The organism is Oceanisphaera sp. W20_SRM_FM3, from assembly GCF_052119705.1.
In the GTDB taxonomy this organism is placed as follows: domain Bacteria; phylum Pseudomonadota; class Gammaproteobacteria; order Enterobacterales; family Aeromonadaceae; genus Oceanimonas.
In genome coordinates, this window is sequence record NZ_JBGQOP010000013.1 from 24,835 (window position 1) to 47,054 (window position 22,220).

The window sequence follows — 22,220 nt, forward strand, 5'->3', positions numbered from 1 at the left end:
GCAACTCCTTATCCTGCGCGAGAATACGTCAGTAAACGGCGTAAATCTTTAAGCAGCGCTTTGGTCATAATGGGCGCTTGCGGTGGTTGACCTTGTAATAGCGGCTCTGGTGATGGCGAGTCAGATAACGGATAGCGCATAACCAGCGAGCCGGGCGGATCCGCGATATAAACGAAGCCGGTGCTGAGCTCACTCGTGGCCGGCGTAAACAGCAGCCGTACTCTCTGGCCGTCTCGGCCCAAGGCCAGTAAAACCGGCGCCAATAACGGCTCGGCTTGCGAGCAAGGCACACAGTGAGCGCCTTGGGGCACGATTAAGCGCCACTGAGTATCGGCCGCTACCTGCCCCGTTACCCATTGACCATGGTTGTTTACCCCTGCCGTAAACCAACCCAACTGCAAGGTCAGCCAAGCCAAGGCCACAGGCAATGAAAATACCAAACCCAAGGCGATAAGGGTGTAATAACGGGGTCGAGAATGACGCCGCTGGCTCTGGTTAGATTGAGGCTGGGGCTGGAAGTTAGCTGGCATCTTGCCTCCGGTAGTAACAAAACGCGGCAATACACACAGCTAGCGCCATCAGCAACCATTGCACCGCGTAGCCAATATGTTTCTCTGGCCCCATCACCACCGGCTGCCAGTGTTTATCTTCAGCACCCTGTTCGTCACTCGATAGTTTTAAGACGAAGGGCAGCACAGGCTCGCCCCAGATTTGTGCTAATAAAGCAGGCGTTAAACTGGGTACTAAAGGATAGCTGGCAATAAAGGTGAACTGGCCTAACGAGAGTGGCGGCTGATACGGTCGAACTAGATGCCCAGAGAGCGACAGGGACGTAGTGATGGCAGGAATTGCGGGCAACTGACGCCTGTCCACGTCTGCGGGCCACCAACCGGTATCAACCATCAGCAAACCCTGCGGCGTGAGCAAGGCGCGAATTAATCGATAACCCACCCGCCCTGCTTGTATTTGGTTATCGAGAAAGACCTCACGCCCAGATAAGTAGTGCCCCTGAGTCGCCAGTCGATAACCAAAAGGGGAATCCATGGCACTGGCTTGGTTTAAGCTAATATCACTGTTGCGACGCTGCTGCCACTCGACTATTAACTGGCGTTTTTCTTCGGCACGGGATAATTGCCAACCCGCCATGCCCAGCATCACTAGGCTGAGCAGTGCGGTTAGCATTAACAAACCGACGTCCTTTCTTCTGCTCAATATTCAATCTCCCTGTCTCATGCTGTAAGGGCGAAAGGTGAGGGACGCGAAATTAAACCGCCCACCTCACGCTTCAAGCTTCACAGCACGTACACCGTCATAAACAGCACCAGCCACACCAAGTCCACGAAGTGCCAATACCAAGCCGCGGCCTGAAAACCAAAATGCTGCGCCTGAGTAAAATCACCTCTTTGTACCCTGAGCCACATAGTCACCAGCAACAGCGTGCCCAAGATCACGTGCGCACCATGAAAACCGGTTAATAAAAAGAAGGTGTTACCATAGATGCCAGAATCAAGTTTAAGCCCTAACTCCTGATAGGCATGGCTGTATTCCCACGTTTGTAAGACTAAGAAAGTGATGCCTAGCAGCGCTGTGCACCCCAACCACAACGCCAGACTGTTACGCCGGTTATGCAGTAACGCCCGATGCGCAACATACAAGGTAAACGATGAGCTGATCAGCACTAGGGTGTTAATCAGCGGCAAGCCAAACCAACCCATGGCAGTGGTCTTAGTGCCTCCCGGTGTCAGCAGCATAGGCCAGTCGGGGACGAAGTTTGGCCAGAGCACCGCATGGGTCATCGCATTATTGCTGGCTCCACCCAACCAAGGCACCACTAAAATGCGGATGTAAAATAGCACGCCAAAAAGAGCCGCAAAAAACATCACCTCAGAGAAAATGAACCAGCTCATACCGAGACGAAAAGAACGGTGCATCTGCGTACTATATAAGCCAGACTTTGACTCTTGGATGACGTTGCCAAACCAGCCAAATAACATCACCACCATCACCAACACGCCCAAACTAAAGACGATATGCCCAGCAAAGGTAGCTAACCCCGACACCCAAAGTCCGGCGCCAGCAGCTAATAGAAACAACCCCAGCGCGCCCATTAGCGGCCAAGGACTTTGACTCGGGACATAATACGGCTGACATTTAACCGGCATTGTTGCCTCCTTGGCTTAGCTACGGTTGGCCCTATCACTGATGTCATACAAGGTGTATGACAGTGTAAATACTTCTATGTCTGCCGGCAGCATACGATCCACGTAAAAACGCATCGGCAGCACAGCCGTGCCCTGTGCCGTCAGAGGCTGCTCTTGAAAACAAAAACACTCAGTTTTGTGCAAGTAACTGGCGGCGCGACCGGGTGACACCGAGGGAATTGCCCGCAGTACTTTGTCTTTGCCACTGGGATTAGTCACCGTAAAATCAACTTGATGCATAGCCCCAAGCTGCACCTGTAAATGCTGTACCGACGCGCTAAATTCGCCCTGCAGCCCTGTGCTTTGATAAGTCACAAACTCCACAGTCACGTGACGATTGGGGTCTATCTCTTGCGACTCCACCACCGCTTGGGTGGCGGTTTTACCATTCAGACCCGTGATATCGCAGAACACGTCATATAAAGGCACCAACAAAAAACCAAAGCCAAACATGACCACGGCTAATAACGCCAGTTGGAGTGCCTTACGATCGCGCATCATAATCCGTAACCTCAGGTGGCGTGCTAAAGGTGTGATAGGGCGCGGGTGACGGCACAGTCCATTCCATGCCATGGGCACCTTCCCATACTCGGGCCGGCGCCGGTGTACCACCGCGAATACATTTGATGACTAGCACCACAAACAGCAGTTGCGATAAACCAAAGGCAAAGCCGCCAATGCTGACTAAGGCGTTAATATCGGCAAATTGCAGCGCATAGTCGGGGATGCGCCGTGGCATACCGGCGAGACCCAAAAAGTGCATCGGAAAAAACAGCACGTTGACGGAAATAACCGAACACCAAAAATGCCACTTGCCCAAGCGCTCGTTAAACATGTGACCTGTCCACTTGGGCAGCCAGTAATACACGGCAGCAAACACCGACAATACGGCACCCGTCACTAGCACATAGTGAAAGTGAGCGACCACAAAATAGGTATCGTGATACTGAAAATCCGCGGGGGTGATGGCCAGCATTAAGCCGCTAAAGCCGCCAATTGTGAACAGCACGATAAAGGCGATAGAAAACAGCATGGGCACTTCAAAGCTCAATGAGCCACGCCACATAGTGGCTACCCAGTTAAAGACCTTAACGCCAGTGGGTACCGAGATCAGCATGGTGCAATACATGAAGAACAATTCTGCCGCCACCGGCATGCCCACGGTAAACATATGGTGTGCCCACACGAGAAAACTCAAACCAGCAATGGCCACGGTGGCCGCCACCATAGACCGATAACCAAACAAAGGTTTGCGACTAAAGGCAGGAATAGTGGCCGAGATGATGCCAAAGCTCGGCAAGATCATAATGTAGACCTCGGGGTGGCCGAAAAACCAAAAGATATGCTGAAACAATATAGGGTCGCCGCCACCTGCCGCATTAAAGAAGCTGGTGCCAAAATATTTATCGGTTAATACCATAGTGACGGCACCGGCTAGCACCGGCATTACGGCGATCAGCAAAAACGCCGTAATCAACCAAGTCCAACAAAACATTGGTAGCTTCAGCCAAGTCATGCCCGGTGCGCGCAAATTACAGATGGTCACTATGACGTTAATCGCGCCCATGATGGAGCTGATGCCCATAATATGAATGGCAAACACAAACAAGGCGGTGCTATCTGGTGAGTAAGTGGTAGATAAGGGTGCGTAGAAGGTCCAGCCAAAGTTTGGGCCGCCACCTGGCATAAATAAGGTTGATAACATCAGCACGAAGGCAAAGGGTAGTATCCAAAAACTCCAGTTGTTCATGCGCGGCAGGGCCATATCTGGCGCACCTATCATCAGCGGTATCATCCAGTTAGCCAACCCCACGAACGAGGGCATAACGGCACCAAAAATCATGATCAAACCGTGCATGGTCGTCATCTGATTAAAGAAAGCTGGATCCACTAGTTGCAGACCCGGTTGAAACAATTCGGCACGGATCAACATTGCCATACCGCCGCCGACAAAAAACATGGTCAGGCTAAACAAAAGATACAGGGTGCCTATGTCTTTGTGATTGGTAGTAAATAGCCAGCGCTTAAGGCCTTTAGTTGGGCCATGAGCTGCCACAGGTAAGTGCGCAGGATCTTCTACTATGTCGACTTTATTTAGCGATACCATCCTAGCCCCCTACTGTCCGTTTCTGGCCTGCTCAATATCGCTGGGTTGCACCAAATCTTTGGTATCGTTCCCCCAAGCGTTACGCTCATAAGTGATCACGGCCGCCAATTCTTTGGCCGATAGCTGCTTATCAAAGCTTTGCATGGCCGTGCCCGCTTTACCAAACAGCACAATATGCAGGTGAGCCGCCTTATCCTTTAAAATCAACTGGCTGCCTTTAAGTGGCGGAAAAGCGCCGGGCAAACCTTCACCATTAGCTTGGTGACAAGCGGCACAAATGCGTTGATACACCTGCTCGCCGGTTGTCATCAGCTCATCCATGGTCATTTGTGTGGCCAATTGCGCTTGTTCGTCGGCTTTGGCTTGCAACTGCTTAGCTTTAGCGTCGGCCAGCCAAGTATCGAATTCGGCACCGCTTTTCGCTTCCACCACTATCGGCATAAAGCCATGGTTTTTGCCGCATAGCTCAGCGCATTGGCCACGGTAAATACCCGGCTCGTTAATACGCGTCCAAGCTTCATTAATAAAGCCCGGCACCGCGTCCTTTTTAATGGCAAACGCCGGTACCCACCAAGAGTGGATCACATCATCAGAAGTAATTAAGAAGCGGATTTTACGATCTGTGGGTAGCACTAAGGGCCAATCTACTTCCAGCAGGTAATTCTCACCTTTAGCAACTTGCCCTTGAATTTGCTCTGGTAAAGTACCAATCAAGCTATAAAAGCCGACATCTTGTTCAAAGTAGCTGTAATGCCATTTCCACTGCGAACCCGTCACTTGCACTGTCAGATCCGATTGGCTGGCATCTTCCATGGCAATTAAGGTACGAGTGGCCGGAATGGCCATAATAATCAAGATAACGAAGGGGATCAGAGTCCAGAGAATTTCTACTTTGGTACTTTCATGAAACTGAGCAGCCTGTGCGCCCTTGTCTTTACGATGATGAATAATAGCCCAAAGCATAATGCCGAATACAATGACGCCAATGGCCACGCAGATCAGGAATATGGTCATGTGTAAGCCATACACTTTTTGGCTGATGTCGGTCACGCCAGTCGTCATATTCAAACGCGTTTGCGCTTGCGTCGGCAGGGCTATGAGTAAAGGCAATAACAACGGATTTAGCTTCACCACCCACCCCCAAGTTAATCTTGAATATTGGCGTACTAACGTTGAATGATGGTGCTATTCGGATCTACGTGGCGGCATTCGACGTTAACAGTAAGTAAAGCATCGAAAGCGAAAAAGGAAAGAAAATAATGATGCTACGCTGATGAACCGCGTGCTAAGACAAGGGGTTACAATATGCTAGAACGAAGTAGAGACGGACAATCGAAGGTTAAAAAAGAGAAAATAAAAATACTGGCAGGCTGCGTGAGGCGGCTAATTTCCTCACGCGAATTGGCCAAAACCCGTTAAGAATCGACGTCAGTTAAAAATCAGAGTTACGGATCACACCTACGGCGAGGCCTTCTATGATCAACTCTTGACTGCGCAAGTCCACTTCTATGGGGCTAAGCTCTTCGTTTTCCGGTAATAAACTGACCTTATTACCCTTACGCTGAAAACGCTTCACCGTGACTTCGTCGTCTAGGCGCGCCACTACCACTTGGCCATTGCGTACTTCTTGCGTCTTGTGTACCGCTAACAAATCGCCATCCATGATGCCGATGTTTTTCATGCTCATGCCTTTAACGCGCAATAAGAAGTCGGCAGCCGGATGAAACAGGGCGGGATCCAACTGATAATGACTTTCTATGTGCTGCTGGGCCAAAATCGGCTCGCCGGCGGCCACGCGACCAATCAGCGGCAAACCCATTTCTTCTGGCTCTTCTTCAATTAAGCGTATACCTCTAGAGGTACCCGGCATCATGGTAATAACGCCTTTTTTGGCCAGCGCCTTAAGGTGTTCTTCTGCCGCATTCGCGGATTTAAACCCCAAGATGTTGGCAATTTCGGCACGCGTCGGTGGCATACCGGTTTGCTGGATCTGATCTTTAATGATGTCCAGTACCTGAGACTGGCGAAGCGTAAGCGCTTTCATAGGGCACCTGTTTTTTTATACAGTTAACTGTCAGTATATCCAGTATACGCGCCGGAGCAAGTATAAAATATCAGACCCACTCTTTAGGGCTAGATAACAGCCTTAATTTCGCCAAACTGCAGCCATAACCGCCTAGAATAGCGTCAGCACTAAGCCAATAAACACCAGCATGCCCACGTAGTTATTATTCAAAAAAGCACGAAAACACAACTCACGTTCTCGGTCGCGGATCTGGCGTTGCTGATACACAAATAAGCCCGCCGCGCCTAATAAGCTCCAATAAAACCAAGCCCCTAAGGCAAAGGCTTGCCCAGCCGCCACCAAGAGAATGAGCGTCACTAACTGCAAGATGCCGATGATGAGCTTATCTCGGCGACCAAACAAGATGGCGGTAGATTTAACACCTATCTGCAAATCATCGTCACGATCCACCATGGCGTACATAGTGTCATAGGCGACAGTCCAGGTCAGATTGGCGGCAAACAATAACCACAGCCCCAGCGGCAAGCTATTACTTTGGGCGGCAAAGGCCATGGGGATCGCCCACGAAAAGGCAATGCCTAAAAATAGCTGCGGCAAGTGAGTGTAGCGCTTCATAAAAGGATACAGCGCAGCCCAACCTAGGCCGGCCACCGACAACAAAATAGTCAGCTTGTTGGTAGTCAGCACTAGCAAGAAAGACACGCCGACCAAGAATGTAAAAAAACCTAACGCTTGGCGCTCGGTCAGCTCCCCCGTCACCAAAGGCCGCCCATTGGTGCGCTTTACATGACCATCAATATGCCGGTCCGCATAATCATTGATCACACATCCCGCCGATCGCATCGAGAACACGCCCACGATAAACACCAACAATAACCACCAAGACGGGCGGCCCTCACCGGCAATCCATAAGGCCCATAAAGTAGGCCAAAGCAATAACAAGGTGCCTATGGGTTTATCGAGCCGAGCCAGCGCCATGTAAGCGCGCCATTTAGGTCGCGTGAGTGTGGGCATATTAGGGTTAGGCGAAGTGAGGCTGGTCATAACATTACTCTCTAGTAAACGCAGGCGGCAGACAAAATAACTCACTGACTAAGACCCTTGCCTCGGGAATAGCCAACACAGAGCGGCGCGCCCATGGCGATGAGGTAGTGGAGGCTGGCAAATGAGGATGAACTTGCAAGACTAGTTGCTGAGACTCGGCTGCCGTTAACTGAGCAAACTCAAACCGACTGCGCACTAATTGCGGATGTTCGAACAGTAGTTCGCCTAAGGCTTTTTGGCCTAAGCCGCCGAGCGCGGGTAGGGCCTCAAGTGCGGCGCTGGAATACAGTGAGCTGGCATAAACCCATGGCTGTTCGTCACATAACAGCAAGACTTCACGACAATAAGCGTGAGTTTCACCCAACCAGTGTGCTTGACTCTGCGTGAGCGACACGCCCTGAGTGCTCAAAAGTTGCACCCGAAATTGCTTACAATGCAGGCGTAAACGAGCGGTTAATGAACCCGTATCTTGCAGCCAATCATTAAGACTTGGCAGCGCGAGCGGAACTGCGGATTGCCAGCGCCAATGTGCATCGGCGGTAATCTTCACGGGTATTTCCTAGCTTTGAGGGGGGAAGGCATAGACATTAATAAGAGTTTAAATCCTGAAAAACACGTATTCACTTGACCGGCTCACACTTTGTTTAAACAATAGCCATCTTATTCCGTTAGAAAGGCTCATGATGTTTCGCATAATTGCACTGTGTATTCTGTTTACCGCGGCATCGCTGCAGGCTCAAGAAGCAGCCCCAGAAGGCCCTTTATATTACACCATAGAGCCCGACATTATTACCAACTACCACAACTCGGGCCAGACCTTGGGTTATGTGCGGGTAACGGTGGATTTAATGCTAGAAAGCGCCGACAAGATGCCATTAGTGGAGCTGCATATTCCGCTGTTGCGTGATGCAATCAATAGCCTATTGGCCGAACAAGACCAGCAACAAATTCGCTCGCTGACGATGCGCGACCAACTGTCGGCACAAGGCTTACAGCGCCTCAACGATCTCTTGTTAAAAGAGACAGGTGAAACGCCGATCCGTCGCCTGTTGTTTACCAAGTTTTTATATCAGTAATACGAACTAAGGTGACACCCGCTGACGATCCAACATAGCTTGTACTAGCCCAATTAGGCCTCCGCCCAAGTGAGCTAAGTTGGCCACAGGCCCCAAAACGCCCGTAAAACCCAGCACCAGCCACACCAACATCAATACTGCCATGCCATCGGGCAAGCTAATGCCACCGGTAGGATTTAAGCGACCCGACAGCCAGACATAGGCAAACAAGGCATACACAACGCCCGATAAACCGCCAAAATAGGGACCACTGGCAAAAAATTGCATCACGTTAGGCAGTGCCGCTGCCACCAGCACGATTAACAGCAAGCGGCCCGAGCCGCGCTCACGCTCCACCATGCAGGCGAGATACCACCACCAAAACAGGTTAAACACCAGATGCATCAAACTGAAGTGCAATAAGGCAGGCGTAAAAACGCGCCAAAAATTGATGCCCAGTAATTGACTTAGCTGCGGCGGGAAAGACAAGGCAGCTAACACGGGCGCACCCAGTGTGGCCAATATATAAATCAGCACACACGCTATTAATACGCTTACGTTAACCGGCCCCGTGCGGCTCAATAACTGAGCCAGACTATTGTTACTGCGCTTACTCGGTGCAAACTGCACCTGTGTATCCCCATGCAGCCAAGCGGCTTCTTGATAACGCGGATGCAAAGGCTCGGCGATAAAGCGCAGCACCTCAGGCTCAGCCTTGGGCCACAAGTCTTCATCTACCAGCCAAATACTGACCCGATGCGCATCGTCGAGGGTTTGTTCACATTGCAACCCCATGGCTGCTAAGTAATCGACAAATGACTGGGCAAGTCTGGGGTCTGGCACCACCAACAACAATTTCATTACGCAGCAACCACAGGCTGAGTGCGGCGCCACGCCTCAAAGCCTCCATCTAAGCTGTACACTTCTTCAAAGCCTTGTTCGATTAAATACTGAGCCGCCCCTTGGCTGCTCACGCCGTGATAACACATCACTATGATGGGCGTCTCATAATCCACTTCATTGGTAAAGGCCACTAAGGTGTCGTTGGTCAGATGATAAGACGACGCTACACGGGCGAGTGCAAACGACTGGGGATCACGGGTGTCAACTAACCGAGCCTGACCTTGGGCCAGTAAGCTTTGCGCTTCATCGACAGAAATATGGGCAAACTGCTCCATGGTAAACTCCTTAAATAAATTTCAGCCAGTTTACCCAATCTCAACTTTATTGGCATTAGCTGCTTTAATCTGCACTGGGCTCTAACCGCCTAAATACGCTTGGCGCACTTGCTCATTAACCAGCAACGCCTGCCCTGAGTCGGCCAAGATAATACGACCGTTTTCCAACACATAGCCGCGATCGGCCAGATGCAGCGCTTGATTAGCATTTTGCTCAACTAAAAAAATAGTCATGCCTTGCTCATCACGCAGTCGCGCTATGGTGGCAAAAATTTGGGTAATGATAATGGACGCCAGCCCCAGCGAAGGTTCATCGAGCAATAATAAGCGCGGTTTACTCATTAAGGCCCGGCCTATGGCCAGCATTTGTTGCTCACCGCCCGACATAGTGCCCGCCCTTTGATGCATACGCTCTTTCAGCCGTGGAAACATCTCGTACACCTCGGCTAACAGGCCAGTATGTTCGTGCTTATCGACGAAAAACGCCCCCATATAGAGATTTTCTTCCACCGTTAGCCGCGCAAAGATCCGCCGCCCTTCCGGCACTATGGCGATGTCGTGGCGCATTATGCTGGCGGTATCGAGACCGGTAATATCTTGGCCTTCAAACACCACTCGCCCTTGACTCGGTTTAGGATCGCCACATATGGTCATCATTAAGGTGGTTTTGCCGGCGCCATTGGCGCCAATCAGGGTGACGATTTCGCCCTGCTCTATGTGCACAGTCACATCATGTAGCGCCTGAATCTTGCCATAGCCCGCATTGATATTCTCCACATGCAGCATGTTCAGCTGTCTCCCTGTTCAGTTTTCATCCACGTTTAGCTTTCGCACATGTTTAGCTCTCACCCCAGCCTAACTTTCATCCATGTTCACTTTCACCCATATTTAACTTTCACCTAAGTAGGCTTTGATTACTTCGGCATTATTGCGCACTTGCTCAGGTGTGCCTTCGGCCAAGGGCCGACCTTGATTCACCACATAGATATAATCAGAAATACCCATTACCAGTTTCATATCGTGCTCAATTAATAAGATGCTCACCCCCTCGTTATCACGCAAGTCGCGGATCAAATGGTTGAGTTCGTGCGTTTCATTCGGATTGAGGCCAGCAGCCGGCTCGTCTAGCATCAGCAACTGCGGTCGCGCCGCCATGCAACGAGCAATTTCTAAGCGTCGCTGCTGGCCATAAGACAAATTATCTGCACTGCGGTTAGCAAACTCAGTGAGTCGTACTTTTTCTAACCAGTAATGCGCTAACGCAAGCCCTTCTCGTTCGGAACGACGAAACGCCGGCGTTTTAAACAATCCGGCTAAAAAATGGGTATTGAGATGCAGATGTTGCGCCACTAATAGATTTTCTAATACCGTCATTTCTTTAAATAAACGTACATGTTGAAAGGTACGCACCATGCCGAGGCGGGCAATTTTAAAGCCCGGCATGCCACAAATAGCCAGACCTTTAAATTGCACACTGCCGCCGCTGGGCCGATAAAAGCCCGATAAGCAGTTAAAGATGGTGGTTTTACCGGCACCATTGGGCCCGATAATAGACACGATTTGTTGTGCTTCTATGTTGAGCGCCACCTGGTCGACGGCCACCAAGCCGCCAAAGCGCATGCTCAGTTCACTGACACTTAATAAGGCCGTCATGGTTTTAACTCCAAATGGGGCCTGTGCATCGGCAACAAACCTTGGGGCCGCCAGATCATCATCAGCACCATTAGCAAGCCAAATAACAACATTCGATACTCGTTAAATTCCCGGGTGAGCTCTGGCAATATGGTCATCACGACAGCCGCTAATACCACACCGATTTGTGAACCCATGCCACCCAACACCACAATCGCCAAGATAATAGCCGACTCAATAAACACGAACGACTCTGGGCTAATAAAGCCTTGGCGGGCGGCAAAGAAGCTGCCGGCAAAACCGGCAAAGGTCGCGCCTAAGGTAAAAGCACTCAGTTTGATTAGCGTCGGATTTAAGCCCAGCGAACGACAGGCAATTTCATCTTCGCGCAGCGCTTCCCAAGCGCGGCCTATGGGCATACGCAACAGGCGATTGATCACGAAAATGGTGAATATCACCAAGATCAGCGCCAATAAATAGAGAAAAATCACCTTATGATTGGAGTTATAGGCAATATTAAAGAAGTCGTGAAAGGTGTTATCGCCGCGACGATCAAATTGCAGACCAAACAAGGTAGGCTTAGGAATACCGGCTATGCCGTTAGGGCCGCCGGTAATGCCCGTCATATTGTTCAGCAAAATCCGAATAATCTCGCCAAAACCTAAGGTTACGATTGCCAGATAATCACCGCGCAAACGCAACACCGGAAAGCCGAGTAAGAAACCAAATAATGCCGCCATGGCGCCAGAGATCAACAAGCAGATCCAAAAATCTAGCCCAAAATAGGCATTCAGCAGCGCATAGCTGTAAGCGCCCACCGCATAAAAGGCCACGTAACCTAGATCCAGCAAGCCTGCTAAGCCCACCACTACGTTTAGCCCTAAGCCCAGCATCACATAAATCAGCGTTAAGGTGGCCAAATCCACGGCACCGCGTGAGCCCATAAAAGGCCAGACCAATAAGGTGATCAACACTAATACGGTGAGCATGCGATACAGGCCTGGTCGCTCTTGTGGCGCCGGCAGTGCAAAATTGCCTTTGCGGCCTAACAGGCCAGAGAGCCATTGCCGTAACTTGTTATGAAACAACTGAGCCAAAAACACTAATCCCACACCTAGCGCCAGCCACTGCCAGGTGCTATCTAAGCGATTGGTCACCACAAGTTGCGTGCCGACGGTTTCGAGTCTAAAACCCAGTAACCAGCCCGCCAGCACCAAAAATAATAGGCTGGCCAGCATTGCAGATTTAATCGTATTCATACTTTTTCTACCTCCGGCTTACCTAAGATGCCGGTTGGCATAAATAGTAGTACGGCTATCAGTAGGCCAAATGAGACTACGTCTTTGTATTCGGTACTGAAATACGCGCCCGTCATGGCTTCGGTCACTCCTAATAACACGCCGCCAATGACGGCGCCGGGAATGCTACCTATACCGCCCAACACCGCGGCGGTAAAAGCTTTGAGCCCCGCCATAAAACCTATGTAGGGATTAATCACGCCATAATAAGACCCCAATAACACGCCCGCTACTGCGGCCAATGCCGCGCCAATCACGAAGGTCAGCGAAATCACCGTATTACTGTTGATGCCGAGTAGGTTGGCCATCTGCAAATCTTCGGCGCAGGCACGGCATGCCCGGCCCATGCGCGAGCGCGAGATAAACCACGACAAGAGCGCCATGGTGACTAAGGTAATAACGAAGATAATCAGTTGCATATAAGACAAAGACGCCTGAAAGTCGCCTTCACCAAAATTCCAGCCGCCGGAGATCAGGCGCGGCATGGCGATATCGCGCGAACCTTGAAACAGTCGCATCATATTTTGTAGAAATATCGACATGCCGATGGCGGAGATCAGCGCTATTAATCGTTTACTGCCACGCAGCGGTCGATACGCTACCCGTTCGATGGAGTAGCCGTAGACGCTGGTTAAAATAATGCTTGCCAAGAAGGCACAGGTTAATAGCAGCAAGGTGCTGTCTATGCCCAACATCAGCAGGCCAGTCATCACCATAAAAGACGCGTAGGCACCTATCATATATACCTCGCCGTGGGCGAAGTTGATCATGCCGATAATGCCATAGACCATGGTGTAGCCGATGGCGATCAGGGCATAGGTGCTGCCTATGGTGAGACCGTTGAGGAGTTGTTGAGTAAAATACAACAGAGGCTCAGACATACCAGAGTTCCTTGTCGTAAGTGCAGGTTGCAGGCAGGTGTTAGCTGCAAACGAGCGCTTAAACACAGACTGTCCCGCTCGGCTGAATTAAGAGGCGATTTAGTCGAGTGGCAGATCAAAAAAGCTCGCCCTAAGGCGAGCTGATGATTTACATCTGTGTCGAGGTGCCGTCTTTATGCCACTCAAACACCCCAAATTCGAAACCGACTAAGTCGCCTTTTTCGTCCCAAGATAAGGGCCCCATTACCGTATTCACCGGCTCGGCGCGTAACGCCTTCGCCACGGCTTCTGGATCTGGGCCCGCTCGTTTCACGCCCTCGGCTATGGCTTCTACAGCGGCATAAGTAGTCCACACAAAAGGACCACTGGCGTCTAAGCCTTTCGCCTCAATCGCCTTCACTATCTCGGCGTTTGCCGAGTCCAGATCGTATTTTTTCGGCAAGGTAACCAGCAAGCCTTCCGACGCATCACCGGCAATGGAGGTAATGTCTTTATGGCCCACGCCTTCTGGCCCCATAAAGCGCGCCTTAAAGCCTCGCTCTGCCGCTTGCCGCAAGATAAGCCCAAGTTCAGGGTGATAACCGCCATAATAGACAAAGTCCACCTTATCTCTTTGCAGTTTGGCCACCAAAGTAGAGAAGTCTTTATCTCCTGAAGTCACGCCTTCGTAGGCAACTACCTCAACGCCCGCCGCTTTGAGTTCGTCCCGTACGCTGGCGGCTAAGCCTTCACCGTATTGTTTTTTATCGTGAATAATGGCGATACGCTCAGGTTTGGCTTTCTCTAGAATATATTTTGCCGCCGTCGGACCCTGATCACTGTCCAGACCTATGGTGCGCATGACTAGCGGCAAGTCGCGCTCCGTGATCACCGGGTTAGTGGAGGCGGGCGTGATCATCATAATGCCTTCATCGTCGTATACATCTGAAGCCGGCAAGGTACTGTCGGAGCACAAGTGGCCCACTACAAAGAGGATATTGTCATTGACCACTTTATTGGCCACCGCCACCGCCTGCTTAGGGTCGCAAGCATCATCGTATTCTGTAGCCTCTAAGGTGTAATCCCCCAAAGTGCCGGACTTATTTAGCAGCTCCACCGCCATGCGACCACCGGTAAATTCCATATCACCGTATTGCGCCACCGCCCCCGTAACAGGGCCGGCAATGGCTATTTTCACCGTCTCGGCCGCCACCGCAAATACGGCACCACCACCTAAGGCTACCGTGGTCGCCATAGATATGGCCGTGGCCAGTGTTTTTTTATTCCATGTGCTCATCTCGCTTCCCTCTGTCCATTGAGTGACTGCGCCGGAATGAGTCCGGACTGTTCTTTTTCTAACCCGAGCTTGGCTATTTCACAAGCGAAATGCGTCAAGCAACGCCCAAGGGCTGACACAAATACAAAAGTTGTGAGGTAAGCCGCCGTTTACGGCCTATTTTTTACTGCCTAATTTTTGCTGCCTGAGCTTTGTCGCCCAAATAAGAATAGACCCATTCGAGCAATGTGTGTGTGAGCAACAAGCATAAAAAACCAAGACCTATAAGATAAAGTCTTGGTTTTAATGGCGTTAAGTAGCAAGAATAACTAGCGCCGCCCTATTTAATAATGCAATTTAGCTCCAGTCGAGGATCACCTTGCCAGACTGGCCGGAGCGCATGGCGTCGAAACCTTGCTGAAAATCATCCACCTTAAAGTGATGGGTGATCATGGGGCTTAAATCCAAACCCGATTGAATAAGGCTGGCCATCTTGTACCAAGTTTCAAACATCTCGCGGCCATAAATACCCTTCAGCACTAAGCCTTTGAAGATAACTTGGGTCCAGTCGATGGCCATCTCGCTGGGCGGTATGCCCAGCATGGCAATTTTGCCGCCGTGGTTCATCTTATCCAGCATGTCTCTGAAAGCTGCGGGCACGCCGGACATTTCCAGCCCCACATCGAAACCTTCGGTCATGCCTAACTCATGCATGACAGTATCAAGCGCCTCTTCAGCTACGTTTACCGCTCGAGTGACGCCCATCTGGCGCGCCAGACTCAATCGGTATTCATTTACATCCGTGATCACCACGTGTCGCGCGCCCACATGCCGCGCCACGGCGGCGGCCATAATACCTATGGGCCCAGCTCCCGTGATCAGCACATCTTCGCCCACTAAATCAAACGACAGAGCGGTATGCACCGCATTACCGAAAGGGTCGAAAATAGCCGCTAAATCGTCGGTCACTTCATCGGGTAATTTAAAGGCGTTAAAAGCGGGGATCACTAAGTATTCGGCGAAGGCACCTTGGCGATTGACGCCTACGCCCACGGTATTACGGCACAAATGAGTGCGACCGGCACGGCAATTTCGACAATGGCCGCAGGTGATATGACCTTCGCCCGATACTCTGTCGCCCACCGCAAAGCCACGTACCTCTTGGCCCATGGCCACTACTTCACCTACGTATTCATGGCCCACCACCATGGGCACGGGAATGGTGTTTTGCGACCAAGCATCCCAGTTATAAATATGAATATCGGTGCCGCAAATGGCGGTCTTGCGAATTTTAATTAACAAGTCGTTATGGCCGACCTCAGGCTCGGGCACGTCTGTCATCCAGATACCGGGTTCGGCTTTTAATTTGGCTAAGGCTTTCATGGGCGCTCCTTACACTCTTTGTTCGATAACGTTTAGTTCACGGCCCACGGTAATAAAGGCAGTAATGGCTTTATCCAGCTGTTCGCGACTGTGCGCCGCCGACATCTGAGTACGAATTCGCGCCTGACCGTTCGGCACCACAGGAAAGGAAAAACCAATCACGTAAATACCTGACGCCAATAAACGCGTCGACATCTCACTCGCTAAGGCCGCATCACCCAGCATCACCGGAATAATGGCGTGATCCTTGCCGGCCAAGGTAAAGCCGGCGGCCGTCATGTGCTGGCGAAAATACGCACTGTTCTCGCGTACTTTTTCGCGCAGCGCAGCGCCCTCTTTTAGCATCTCCAGCACCTTAATGGAGGCTGCTACTATGGCCGGCGCCACCGAATTGGAGAAAAGATAAGGCCGTGAGCGTTGGCGCAACCAGTCGATCACTTCTTGCTTGCCCGAGGTATAGCCGCCCGAGGCGCCGCCTAAAGCCTTGCCCAGAGTGCCGGTAATTAAATCCACCCGCCCCATCACTTGGCAATATTCAGGGGTGCCGCGACCGTGTTCACCGACGAACCCCACGGCATGAGAGTCATCCACCATCACCATGGCGCCATATTGCTCGGCCAAGTCACAGATAGCAGACAAGTTCGCAATCACGCCGTCCATCGAGAACACGCCATCGGTGGCAATCAGCGTAAAACGTGCGCCATCCGCTTTTGCCTGTTTTAGCTGGGCTTCCAAGTCGTGCATGTCGTTATTTGCATAGCGATAACGTTTAGCCTTGCACAGCCGCACGCCATCGATAATGGAAGCGTGATTGAGGGCATCGGAAATAATGGCGTCTTCGGGGCCGAGCAGGGTTTCAAATAAACCCGTGTTGGCATCAAAGCAGGAGGTATAGAGAATGGTGTCTTCCATGCCGAGAAAGGCAGAAAGGTCGGCTTCTAACCGTTTATGCAAGTCTTGGGTACCGCAGATAAAGCGCACCGAGGCCATGCCAAAGCCGTGACTATCGAGCCCAAGTTTTGCGGCTTTAATCAGCTCAGGATGATTGGCCAGCCCTAGATAATTGTTGGCGCAAAAGTTAATGACCTCTTGGTCGCCCACCTCTATGGCTGCACTTTGTGGCGAGCTAATGATGCGTTCTTGCTTAAACAGACCCTCGGCTTGGGTTTGTGCAAGCTGTGCGGATAAATGAGCATAAAATGCCGCTGACATAGGGAACTCCTGGGATCAAGCTGACGACTTAGGGTTATTTATCTCACTTTACTCCTCAAGCTTAGATTTACCACAGAGTATTCCACTGACCTGCATTACTTGTGAAAGGGATCACTGGGTTTGGCCGCCAGCGCCTGATAATGTGCCATCAAACCCGCCAATTCCAGACCAAGCTCTGGGTGAAAATACGGCTTCAGCAGTAACAACACCCGCGACACGCCCCCATACAATACGGCTTGACTAATGTGCGGCGTGAGTGATTGCGCCGTTTGATAACTCACCCAGAACGACGCCAGCATTTTCAGCACATCGGTAAGCGGCGCTATCTCAGCATCGGGAATGGCTAACACTTGCTGTCGGTTAAGCTCACGCAGCAAGGCCTGCAAGTTCACGGTCAGCGCTTGCTGCACCGCCAAGTATTGCTGATGCAGTTCGGGGTCACGGCGTAAAATATCGTTGAGGTTGGCGTAGAAAAAGCGAAATTCCCACATCACATAGAAAGTGGCATCCAAATAGTGAAACCACAGCGCCGGACTCGCCGGATTACTATTTTCAAGCGCCATTTGCGGCGTAAAGCTTTTGCGTAAATGCGCACTGTATTGCAAGAAAATGCCGGCGATAATGTGGTTTTTATTACGAAAATGGTAATACAGGTTGCCAGGGCTCATGCCCAAGTGCGCCGCTATGTGATTGGTGGTGACATTCGCTTCGCCTTGCTCATTGAATAACTGTAAGGCAGCCGTCAAGATCCGTTCTTTGGTTTTTATCATAGGCACCAAACGCTCAAGGTTAGTTGACTCAAATATAACACAGGCCGCCGAGTTGGTTTTCTAGCGACCAAGCGTGATAAACTGACATTAATTTTACTTTATGCGTGATGCCGGACTCTCCGGCCAACCAGAGGCAAATCTGATGATCATAGTAACTGGCGGCGCCGGCTTTATCGGCAGTAACCTAGTAAAAACCCTCAATGACCAAGGCCGCACCGATGTTGTGGTCATCGATGACCTCACAGATGGCACCAAGTTCGTCAATCTTGTGGACTTAACCATCGCCGACTACCTCGACAAAGACGAGTTTATTCAGCGCATTTTCTCCGGTGACGACTTTGAAGAATGGGGCGGCATCGAAGCCATTTTTCATGAAGGCGCCTGTTCAGCCACTACCGAGTGGGACGGCAAGTTTATGATGGAAAATAACTATCAGTATTCAAAAGACTTGCTGCATTACTGTGTCGAGCGCGAAATTCCATTTATTTATGCCTCCTCTGCCGCCACCTATGGCGGGCGCAACGACAACTTCATCGAAGAGCCGCAATATGAACAGCCGCTCAACGTCTATGGCTATTCTAAGCAATTGTTCGACCAATACGTGCGTCGCTTGATGCCAGAAATAAACTCACAAGTAGTGGGCTTAAAGTACTTCAACGTGTATGGCCCGCGCGAGCAGCATAAAGGCGGCATGTCCAGCGTAGCGTTTCACCTCAACACTCAACTGCATAAAGGCGAAAATCCTAAGTTATTCGCCGGTTGCGATGGTTTCCCCGATGGCGGCCAAATGCGCGACTTCATCTATGTAGAAGACGTATGCAAGGTCAACCTGTGGTTCTGGGAAAATCCAGCAGTCAGCGGCATCTTTAACTGCGGTACCGGCCAAGCCGAGCCCTTCCAAAACGTCGCCGAAGCCGTGATCAAGCACCACAACAAGGGCGAGATTGAATACATTCCTTTCCCTGAGCAGTTAAAAGGCCGCTACCAGAGCTTTACCCAAGCGGATCTTACCAAACTGCGCGCCGCCGGTTATCCGCACAGCTTTAAAACTGTGGCCGAAGGGACTGGCGAATATTTGGCTTGGCTGAATCGGTAATACATAGCGGTCAGTTAAGAGCAACAACAAAACATCTCGGCTAACACCAAGCCAGACTACAAAAATGGCGTGTTCTGTAGTGTGCCAATTTATTTGGCACGGTTTTGGGATTTGTTTGTTGAAGACTGAAGTTATTTAATGAATGGGTAAGGAGTAACACCACAGCATGAACATCTTGATGGCACTATCACAATTAGAAGTGACGGGTGCCGAAGTCTATGCCACTACGGTTGGCGATGAGCTCACGCGACGTGGTCACAAGGTGTGTTATGTCTCCGACACCCTCACCAAGCCACATCAGGGTACGTTTTTTAAGCTGCGCTTTAATAAGCGCAGCATACCGCGCCGTTTTTGGCATGTGGGTTATTTAGTTTATTTAATTAAAAAGCATCGTATTCAACTGGTACATGCCCACAGTCGCGCCTCTAGCTGGAGCTGCTATCTGGCTTGCAAGCTCACGGGCACGCCTATGATCACCAGCGTCCATGGCCGCCAGCCGGTGCACGCTTCGCGCAAGAAATTTCATGCGCTAGGAGACAAGGCATTAGCGGTCTGTGAAGCGGTGCGCGAACAGCTTATTAGCAGTTTAGGCGTGGCGCCTGAGCTAATTAGCATTGGCCGTAACGGCATTAATACCGAGCAATATCAGCCCAGCCCAGTACCTAACAATGCTAAGCCTGTGATCAGCATTATCGGTCGGCTAACCGGTCCTAAGGGTGAGCTTTGCTACCGTTTGCTCGATGAATGCTTGGATCTAGATAATTACCAAGTTCAAATTGCCTCCGGCTCTGTGCTGCCGGAACGGTTTGAGCGTTTTAAAACGAAAGCCCAGTTTCTCGGTTACGTACAAGATGTGCCAAGCCTTATCGCCCAATCGGATTTGGTGATAGGTGCCGGCCGCGTGGCCATGGAAGCCATATTGATGCAGCGCCCTATCTTTGCCATTGGCGAAGCCATGGCACCGGGACTAATTAGTGCAGAAAATTTACCTGCCGCTATGAGTAGCAACTTCGGCGATATAGGGCCCAAAGATCTAGATATTGATTTTGTAGCTTTGCCTGAGCGCATTGCTCATGCATTAACGAAAACACAGCCCGAAGCCGACCTGATTAAACAAGTTAAGGCGAGTTACGACTTACAAGCCGTGGTTAGTCAGTTGGAACAAGATTACCAAAGCGTGTACGTACATACGCTGCGTCGTGAAATGCCCATCATTATGTATCACCGCTTTATTAAAGATGACAGCGAAAAAGGCGTACATGGCACCTATATGCACGTGGATATGCTAGAAAAGCACTTTAAATTGCTAAAGCACTTAGGCTATCAAACACTGACTTTTTCTGACTTGGCCGAACAAGGATTTGCCGAGCGCTTAAATCCCACTAAAAAGTACATTATGCTCACCGTCGACGACGGCTATAAAGATAACTACGAGCTACTATTTCCGCTGCTTAAGAAATACAATTTTAAAGCGGTGATCTATGCGGTAACCGGTGAACAATTCAACCGCTGGGACGTAGAGCAGCCAAATAATCCTGAAAAGCGCGTCGAGCTTATGAGCTCGGCACAAATTAAAGAAATGGCGGACTCTGGATTAGTCGAGTTTGGGGGGCACACCCTGACCCACCCGCACTTAGATACACTCGACAAAGCAGCACAACAAATTGAGATTAGCGATAACAAAGCGCAGCTCGAACAATTAATCGGTAAACCATTACTGTCGTTCGCTTACCCGTTCGGCAGCCACAACCAAGACAGTAAAGATCTTGCTCTCGAGTTGGGTTATCCCTTTGCCGTCGCCACCAACAGCGGCCCCCTCGCCATGCACGAAGACCATTATCAGATCCGACGCATCGCCATCTTCCCCCGCACCGACGTATTCGGCCTGTGGAGAAAGATAAGAGGGAATTATGTGTTTAGAAAGAATTAGTTTTCAGGATAAAATATCAAGATAGACTGCTTAATATTTTATCTACACGCCATTACAATAATAATTAACATAAAAATAAGTTAGACACTTTTTCTTTAAAAATGGACTGCCCGATACAGTTAATATTTGGTGGGTTATTTTCTTGTGCAAAAACACTTTTTGCACAATTATTATTTGGATGCCATTCTTTATAGTTTTCTTCATCTGGATTATATAATGCCAACAATGGCTTTTGCAGCCCTGTTGCTATATGTACGGTTGCAGTATCCACTGAAATAATGTGATCCGCTTGCCGCATAATCTCAATAGAATCATAAATAGATTGACTGCCACCGTAAAAGTATACGTTATTGTATTTTTCGCAGATCAAGGCTACTTCATCTTTCTTATCCGGCATGGTTAATAAAACTATATTAACGGCACTTCGCTCAGAGCTTATCGCTTCAATAAAATCAGATATAGTATCTTTACTTAGTTGTCTGGAACTACCACTACCATAAGGATTAAAAACCAGCAAAGGACCGGCGATTGAAGAAAGAAACTGATTAATATTTATAGCCGATAATTTATTTTCAGGGACAATATAATCTGTACACACCTGCTGAACACCCGTACTTTCAAGTAACATTTTATATTTATCTGAGAAATGCTTGTTTTTTGTTAGTCGCCCTAACTTTAGGTTGATAAGCTTTACTTGATCATCAAGACCCGCAACAGCGTTAGCCTTAACTTTATTCATAAAATAAAGGTCTTTCATTTTTAATGCTTTGCTTAAGTGTACCAGTAAATCAATGTCACCTATTTCAGATGCTAATTTTTTCAGCTCACTATAGCCTGGGCGCTTCTTTACCTCATAAACATGGTCAGCGCCAAAGTGATCGTTGAATAACCCTGACATATTAGGCGTCGTAATCACATCTATTTTTATGCCCGGATATGCTTTTCTCCATTCTCGAAAAACAAATGATGACACAATAGAATCGCCCCATTTAGCATCCCAGCGCACTAACACGACTCGTTTAAGACTATCATTTAATTCAAATTTTTCAGCCGCTCTATCAAATAAAAACAAGCCCAGCTTTCGTCGCCAAATATCACGAGCAAGCTGTATTGATGAAATCCATTTTTTGAGCATAACTGCATTAATCCGAG

The 22,220-nt window shown here is 49.8% G+C and carries 23 protein-coding genes; 3 read left to right on the top strand and 20 right to left on the bottom strand.

Annotation, left to right across the window (positions count from 1 at the left end):
- Positions 1-8: 8 nt before the first annotated feature.
- The 9 genes from ACEN2G_RS08690 to ACEN2G_RS08730 all read right to left on the bottom strand — a co-directional run bounded on the left by ACEN2G_RS08690 (position 9) and on the right by ACEN2G_RS08730 (position 7,928).
- Entirely contained in the window at positions 9-530 is a 522-nt protein-coding gene (locus tag ACEN2G_RS08690; protein ID WP_442021091.1) for a hypothetical protein, read from the bottom strand.
- Positions 520-1,212 carry an SURF1 family protein gene (locus ACEN2G_RS08695; protein WP_442021092.1) on the bottom strand — a complete coding sequence of 231 codons (693 nt, stop codon included), beginning with the start codon at positions 1,210-1,212 and terminating at the stop codon, positions 520-522. The genes ACEN2G_RS08690 and ACEN2G_RS08695 overlap by 11 nt, the downstream gene beginning before the upstream one ends.
- Positions 1,213-1,292: 80 nt before the next feature.
- Complete coding sequence (locus tag ACEN2G_RS08700; RefSeq protein ID WP_442021093.1) at positions 1,293-2,162, bottom strand: cytochrome c oxidase subunit 3; 870 nt, start codon at positions 2,160-2,162, stop codon at positions 1,293-1,295.
- Positions 2,163-2,177: 15 nt separating this feature from the next.
- The gene (locus ACEN2G_RS08705) at positions 2,178-2,702 is read right to left on the bottom strand and encodes a cytochrome c oxidase assembly protein (RefSeq protein WP_442021094.1); all 525 of its coding nucleotides are present in this window, start codon (positions 2,700-2,702) and stop codon (positions 2,178-2,180) included.
- Positions 2,686-4,308: a cytochrome c oxidase subunit I gene (gene ctaD / locus ACEN2G_RS08710; protein ID WP_442021095.1), complete on the bottom strand. Its 1,623-nt coding sequence runs from the start codon at positions 4,306-4,308 to the stop codon at positions 2,686-2,688. Before ctaD ends, ACEN2G_RS08705 begins: the two co-directional genes overlap by 17 nt.
- Positions 4,309-4,317: 9 nt before the next feature.
- On the bottom strand, positions 4,318-5,439 hold the full coding sequence (gene coxB, locus ACEN2G_RS08715; protein WP_442021096.1) for a cytochrome c oxidase subunit II: 1,122 nt from the start codon (positions 5,437-5,439) through the stop codon (positions 4,318-4,320).
- A 301-nt stretch (positions 5,440-5,740) separates the two neighbouring features.
- Positions 5,741-6,352: a transcriptional repressor LexA gene (gene lexA / locus ACEN2G_RS08720; protein ID WP_442021097.1), complete on the bottom strand. Its 612-nt coding sequence runs from the start codon at positions 6,350-6,352 to the stop codon at positions 5,741-5,743.
- A 132-nt stretch (positions 6,353-6,484) separates the two neighbouring features.
- Complete coding sequence (gene ubiA / locus ACEN2G_RS08725; protein WP_442021150.1) at positions 6,485-7,348, bottom strand: 4-hydroxybenzoate octaprenyltransferase; 864 nt, start codon at positions 7,346-7,348, stop codon at positions 6,485-6,487.
- 34 nt (positions 7,349-7,382) lie between these two features.
- Positions 7,383-7,928, bottom strand: a complete 546-nt coding sequence (locus tag ACEN2G_RS08730) for a chorismate--pyruvate lyase family protein (protein ID WP_442021098.1) — start codon at positions 7,926-7,928, stop codon at positions 7,383-7,385.
- A 130-nt stretch (positions 7,929-8,058) separates the two neighbouring features.
- Here ACEN2G_RS08730 and ACEN2G_RS08735 point away from each other — a divergent pair, with 130 nt between their 5' ends.
- Positions 8,059-8,454, top strand: coding sequence for a flagellar basal body-associated FliL family protein (locus ACEN2G_RS08735; RefSeq protein ID WP_442021099.1), 396 nt, complete (start codon positions 8,059-8,061; stop codon positions 8,452-8,454).
- Between the two features lie 6 nt (positions 8,455-8,460).
- Here the strand turns inward: ACEN2G_RS08735 and glpG are convergent, their stop codons facing one another.
- The 10 genes from glpG to ACEN2G_RS08785 form a co-directional block, all read right to left on the bottom strand.
- Positions 8,461-9,294 carry a rhomboid family intramembrane serine protease GlpG gene (gene glpG / locus ACEN2G_RS08740; protein ID WP_442021100.1) on the bottom strand — a complete coding sequence of 278 codons (834 nt, stop codon included), beginning with the start codon at positions 9,292-9,294 and terminating at the stop codon, positions 8,461-8,463.
- Positions 9,294-9,611, bottom strand: a complete 318-nt coding sequence (glpE, locus tag ACEN2G_RS08745; RefSeq protein WP_442021101.1) for a thiosulfate sulfurtransferase GlpE — start codon at positions 9,609-9,611, stop codon at positions 9,294-9,296. The genes glpG and glpE overlap by 1 nt, the downstream gene beginning before the upstream one ends.
- An 81-nt stretch (positions 9,612-9,692) precedes the next feature.
- Positions 9,693-10,397: an ABC transporter ATP-binding protein gene (locus ACEN2G_RS08750; RefSeq protein ID WP_442021102.1), complete on the bottom strand. Its 705-nt coding sequence runs from the start codon at positions 10,395-10,397 to the stop codon at positions 9,693-9,695.
- Positions 10,398-10,499: 102 nt separating this feature from the next.
- Positions 10,500-11,264 (bottom strand): high-affinity branched-chain amino acid ABC transporter ATP-binding protein LivG, encoded by a 765-nt coding sequence (livG, locus tag ACEN2G_RS08755; protein ID WP_442021103.1) that lies wholly within the window; start codon positions 11,262-11,264, stop codon positions 10,500-10,502.
- Positions 11,261-12,502 carry a high-affinity branched-chain amino acid ABC transporter permease LivM gene (locus tag ACEN2G_RS08760; protein ID WP_442021104.1) on the bottom strand — a complete coding sequence of 414 codons (1,242 nt, stop codon included), beginning with the start codon at positions 12,500-12,502 and terminating at the stop codon, positions 11,261-11,263. The genes livG and ACEN2G_RS08760 overlap by 4 nt, the downstream gene beginning before the upstream one ends.
- Positions 12,499-13,422 carry a high-affinity branched-chain amino acid ABC transporter permease LivH gene (gene livH, locus ACEN2G_RS08765; protein WP_442021105.1) on the bottom strand — a complete coding sequence of 308 codons (924 nt, stop codon included), beginning with the start codon at positions 13,420-13,422 and terminating at the stop codon, positions 12,499-12,501. Before livH ends, ACEN2G_RS08760 begins: the two co-directional genes overlap by 4 nt.
- A 148-nt stretch (positions 13,423-13,570) precedes the next feature.
- Positions 13,571-14,698, bottom strand: a complete 1,128-nt coding sequence (locus ACEN2G_RS08770; protein ID WP_442021106.1) for a branched-chain amino acid ABC transporter substrate-binding protein — start codon at positions 14,696-14,698, stop codon at positions 13,571-13,573.
- A gap of 336 nt (positions 14,699-15,034) precedes the next feature.
- The gene (gene tdh, locus ACEN2G_RS08775; RefSeq protein WP_442021107.1) at positions 15,035-16,060 is read right to left on the bottom strand and encodes an L-threonine 3-dehydrogenase; all 1,026 of its coding nucleotides are present in this window, start codon (positions 16,058-16,060) and stop codon (positions 15,035-15,037) included.
- A gap of 9 nt (positions 16,061-16,069) precedes the next feature.
- Positions 16,070-17,272, bottom strand: a complete 1,203-nt coding sequence (locus ACEN2G_RS08780; RefSeq protein ID WP_442021108.1) for a glycine C-acetyltransferase — start codon at positions 17,270-17,272, stop codon at positions 16,070-16,072.
- Between the two features lie 95 nt (positions 17,273-17,367).
- The gene (locus ACEN2G_RS08785) at positions 17,368-18,042 is read right to left on the bottom strand and encodes a TetR/AcrR family transcriptional regulator (RefSeq protein WP_442021109.1); all 675 of its coding nucleotides are present in this window, start codon (positions 18,040-18,042) and stop codon (positions 17,368-17,370) included.
- Between the two features lie 142 nt (positions 18,043-18,184).
- On the opposite strand from ACEN2G_RS08785, the gene rfaD reads away from it, so the two are divergent.
- Positions 18,185-19,138, top strand: coding sequence for an ADP-glyceromanno-heptose 6-epimerase (gene rfaD, locus ACEN2G_RS08790; RefSeq protein WP_442021110.1), 954 nt, complete (start codon positions 18,185-18,187; stop codon positions 19,136-19,138).
- 166 nt (positions 19,139-19,304) lie between these two features.
- The gene (locus ACEN2G_RS08795) at positions 19,305-21,068 is read left to right on the top strand and encodes a polysaccharide deacetylase family protein (protein ID WP_442021111.1); all 1,764 of its coding nucleotides are present in this window, start codon (positions 19,305-19,307) and stop codon (positions 21,066-21,068) included.
- Positions 21,069-21,132: 64 nt separating this feature from the next.
- Here the strand turns inward: ACEN2G_RS08795 and ACEN2G_RS08800 are convergent, their stop codons facing one another.
- Positions 21,133-22,203: a glycosyltransferase family 9 protein gene (locus tag ACEN2G_RS08800; RefSeq protein ID WP_442021112.1), complete on the bottom strand. Its 1,071-nt coding sequence runs from the start codon at positions 22,201-22,203 to the stop codon at positions 21,133-21,135.
- Positions 22,204-22,220 lie beyond the last annotated feature (17 nt).

Excerpts from the sequence above, each read along its gene's own strand:
- ACEN2G_RS08690 (WP_442021091.1), bottom strand. The coding sequence starts at position 530 with ATGCCAGCTAACTTCCAGCCCCAGCCTCAATCTAACCAGAGCCAGCGG.
- ACEN2G_RS08700 (WP_442021093.1), bottom strand. The coding sequence starts at position 2,162 with ATGCCGGTTAAATGTCAGCCGTATTATGTCCCGAGTCAAAGTCCTTGG.
- ACEN2G_RS08705 (WP_442021094.1), bottom strand. The coding sequence starts at position 2,702 with ATGATGCGCGATCGTAAGGCACTCCAACTGGCGTTATTAGCCGTGGTC.
- ctaD (WP_442021095.1), bottom strand. The coding sequence starts at position 4,308 with ATGGTATCGCTAAATAAAGTCGACATAGTAGAAGATCCTGCGCACTTA.
- lexA (WP_442021097.1), bottom strand. The coding sequence starts at position 6,352 with ATGAAAGCGCTTACGCTTCGCCAGTCTCAGGTACTGGACATCATTAAA.
- ubiA (WP_442021150.1), bottom strand. The coding sequence starts at position 7,348 with ATGCCCACACTCACGCGACCTAAATGGCGCGCTTACATGGCGCTGGCT.
- ACEN2G_RS08735 (WP_442021099.1), top strand. The coding sequence starts at position 8,059 with ATGATGTTTCGCATAATTGCACTGTGTATTCTGTTTACCGCGGCATCG.
- glpG (WP_442021100.1), bottom strand. The coding sequence starts at position 9,294 with ATGAAATTGTTGTTGGTGGTGCCAGACCCCAGACTTGCCCAGTCATTT.
- glpE (WP_442021101.1), bottom strand. The coding sequence starts at position 9,611 with ATGGAGCAGTTTGCCCATATTTCTGTCGATGAAGCGCAAAGCTTACTG.
- ACEN2G_RS08750 (WP_442021102.1), bottom strand. The coding sequence starts at position 10,397 with ATGCTGCATGTGGAGAATATCAATGCGGGCTATGGCAAGATTCAGGCG.
- livG (WP_442021103.1), bottom strand. The coding sequence starts at position 11,264 with ATGACGGCCTTATTAAGTGTCAGTGAACTGAGCATGCGCTTTGGCGGC.
- ACEN2G_RS08760 (WP_442021104.1), bottom strand. The coding sequence starts at position 12,502 with ATGAATACGATTAAATCTGCAATGCTGGCCAGCCTATTATTTTTGGTG.
- livH (WP_442021105.1), bottom strand. The coding sequence starts at position 13,422 with ATGTCTGAGCCTCTGTTGTATTTTACTCAACAACTCCTCAACGGTCTC.
- ACEN2G_RS08770 (WP_442021106.1), bottom strand. The coding sequence starts at position 14,698 with ATGAGCACATGGAATAAAAAAACACTGGCCACGGCCATATCTATGGCG.
- tdh (WP_442021107.1), bottom strand. The coding sequence starts at position 16,060 with ATGAAAGCCTTAGCCAAATTAAAAGCCGAACCCGGTATCTGGATGACA.
- ACEN2G_RS08780 (WP_442021108.1), bottom strand. The coding sequence starts at position 17,272 with ATGTCAGCGGCATTTTATGCTCATTTATCCGCACAGCTTGCACAAACC.
- ACEN2G_RS08785 (WP_442021109.1), bottom strand. The coding sequence starts at position 18,042 with ATGATAAAAACCAAAGAACGGATCTTGACGGCTGCCTTACAGTTATTC.
- rfaD (WP_442021110.1), top strand. The coding sequence starts at position 18,185 with ATGATCATAGTAACTGGCGGCGCCGGCTTTATCGGCAGTAACCTAGTA.
- ACEN2G_RS08795 (WP_442021111.1), top strand. The coding sequence starts at position 19,305 with ATGAACATCTTGATGGCACTATCACAATTAGAAGTGACGGGTGCCGAA.
- ACEN2G_RS08800 (WP_442021112.1), bottom strand. The coding sequence starts at position 22,203 with ATGCTCAAAAAATGGATTTCATCAATACAGCTTGCTCGTGATATTTGG.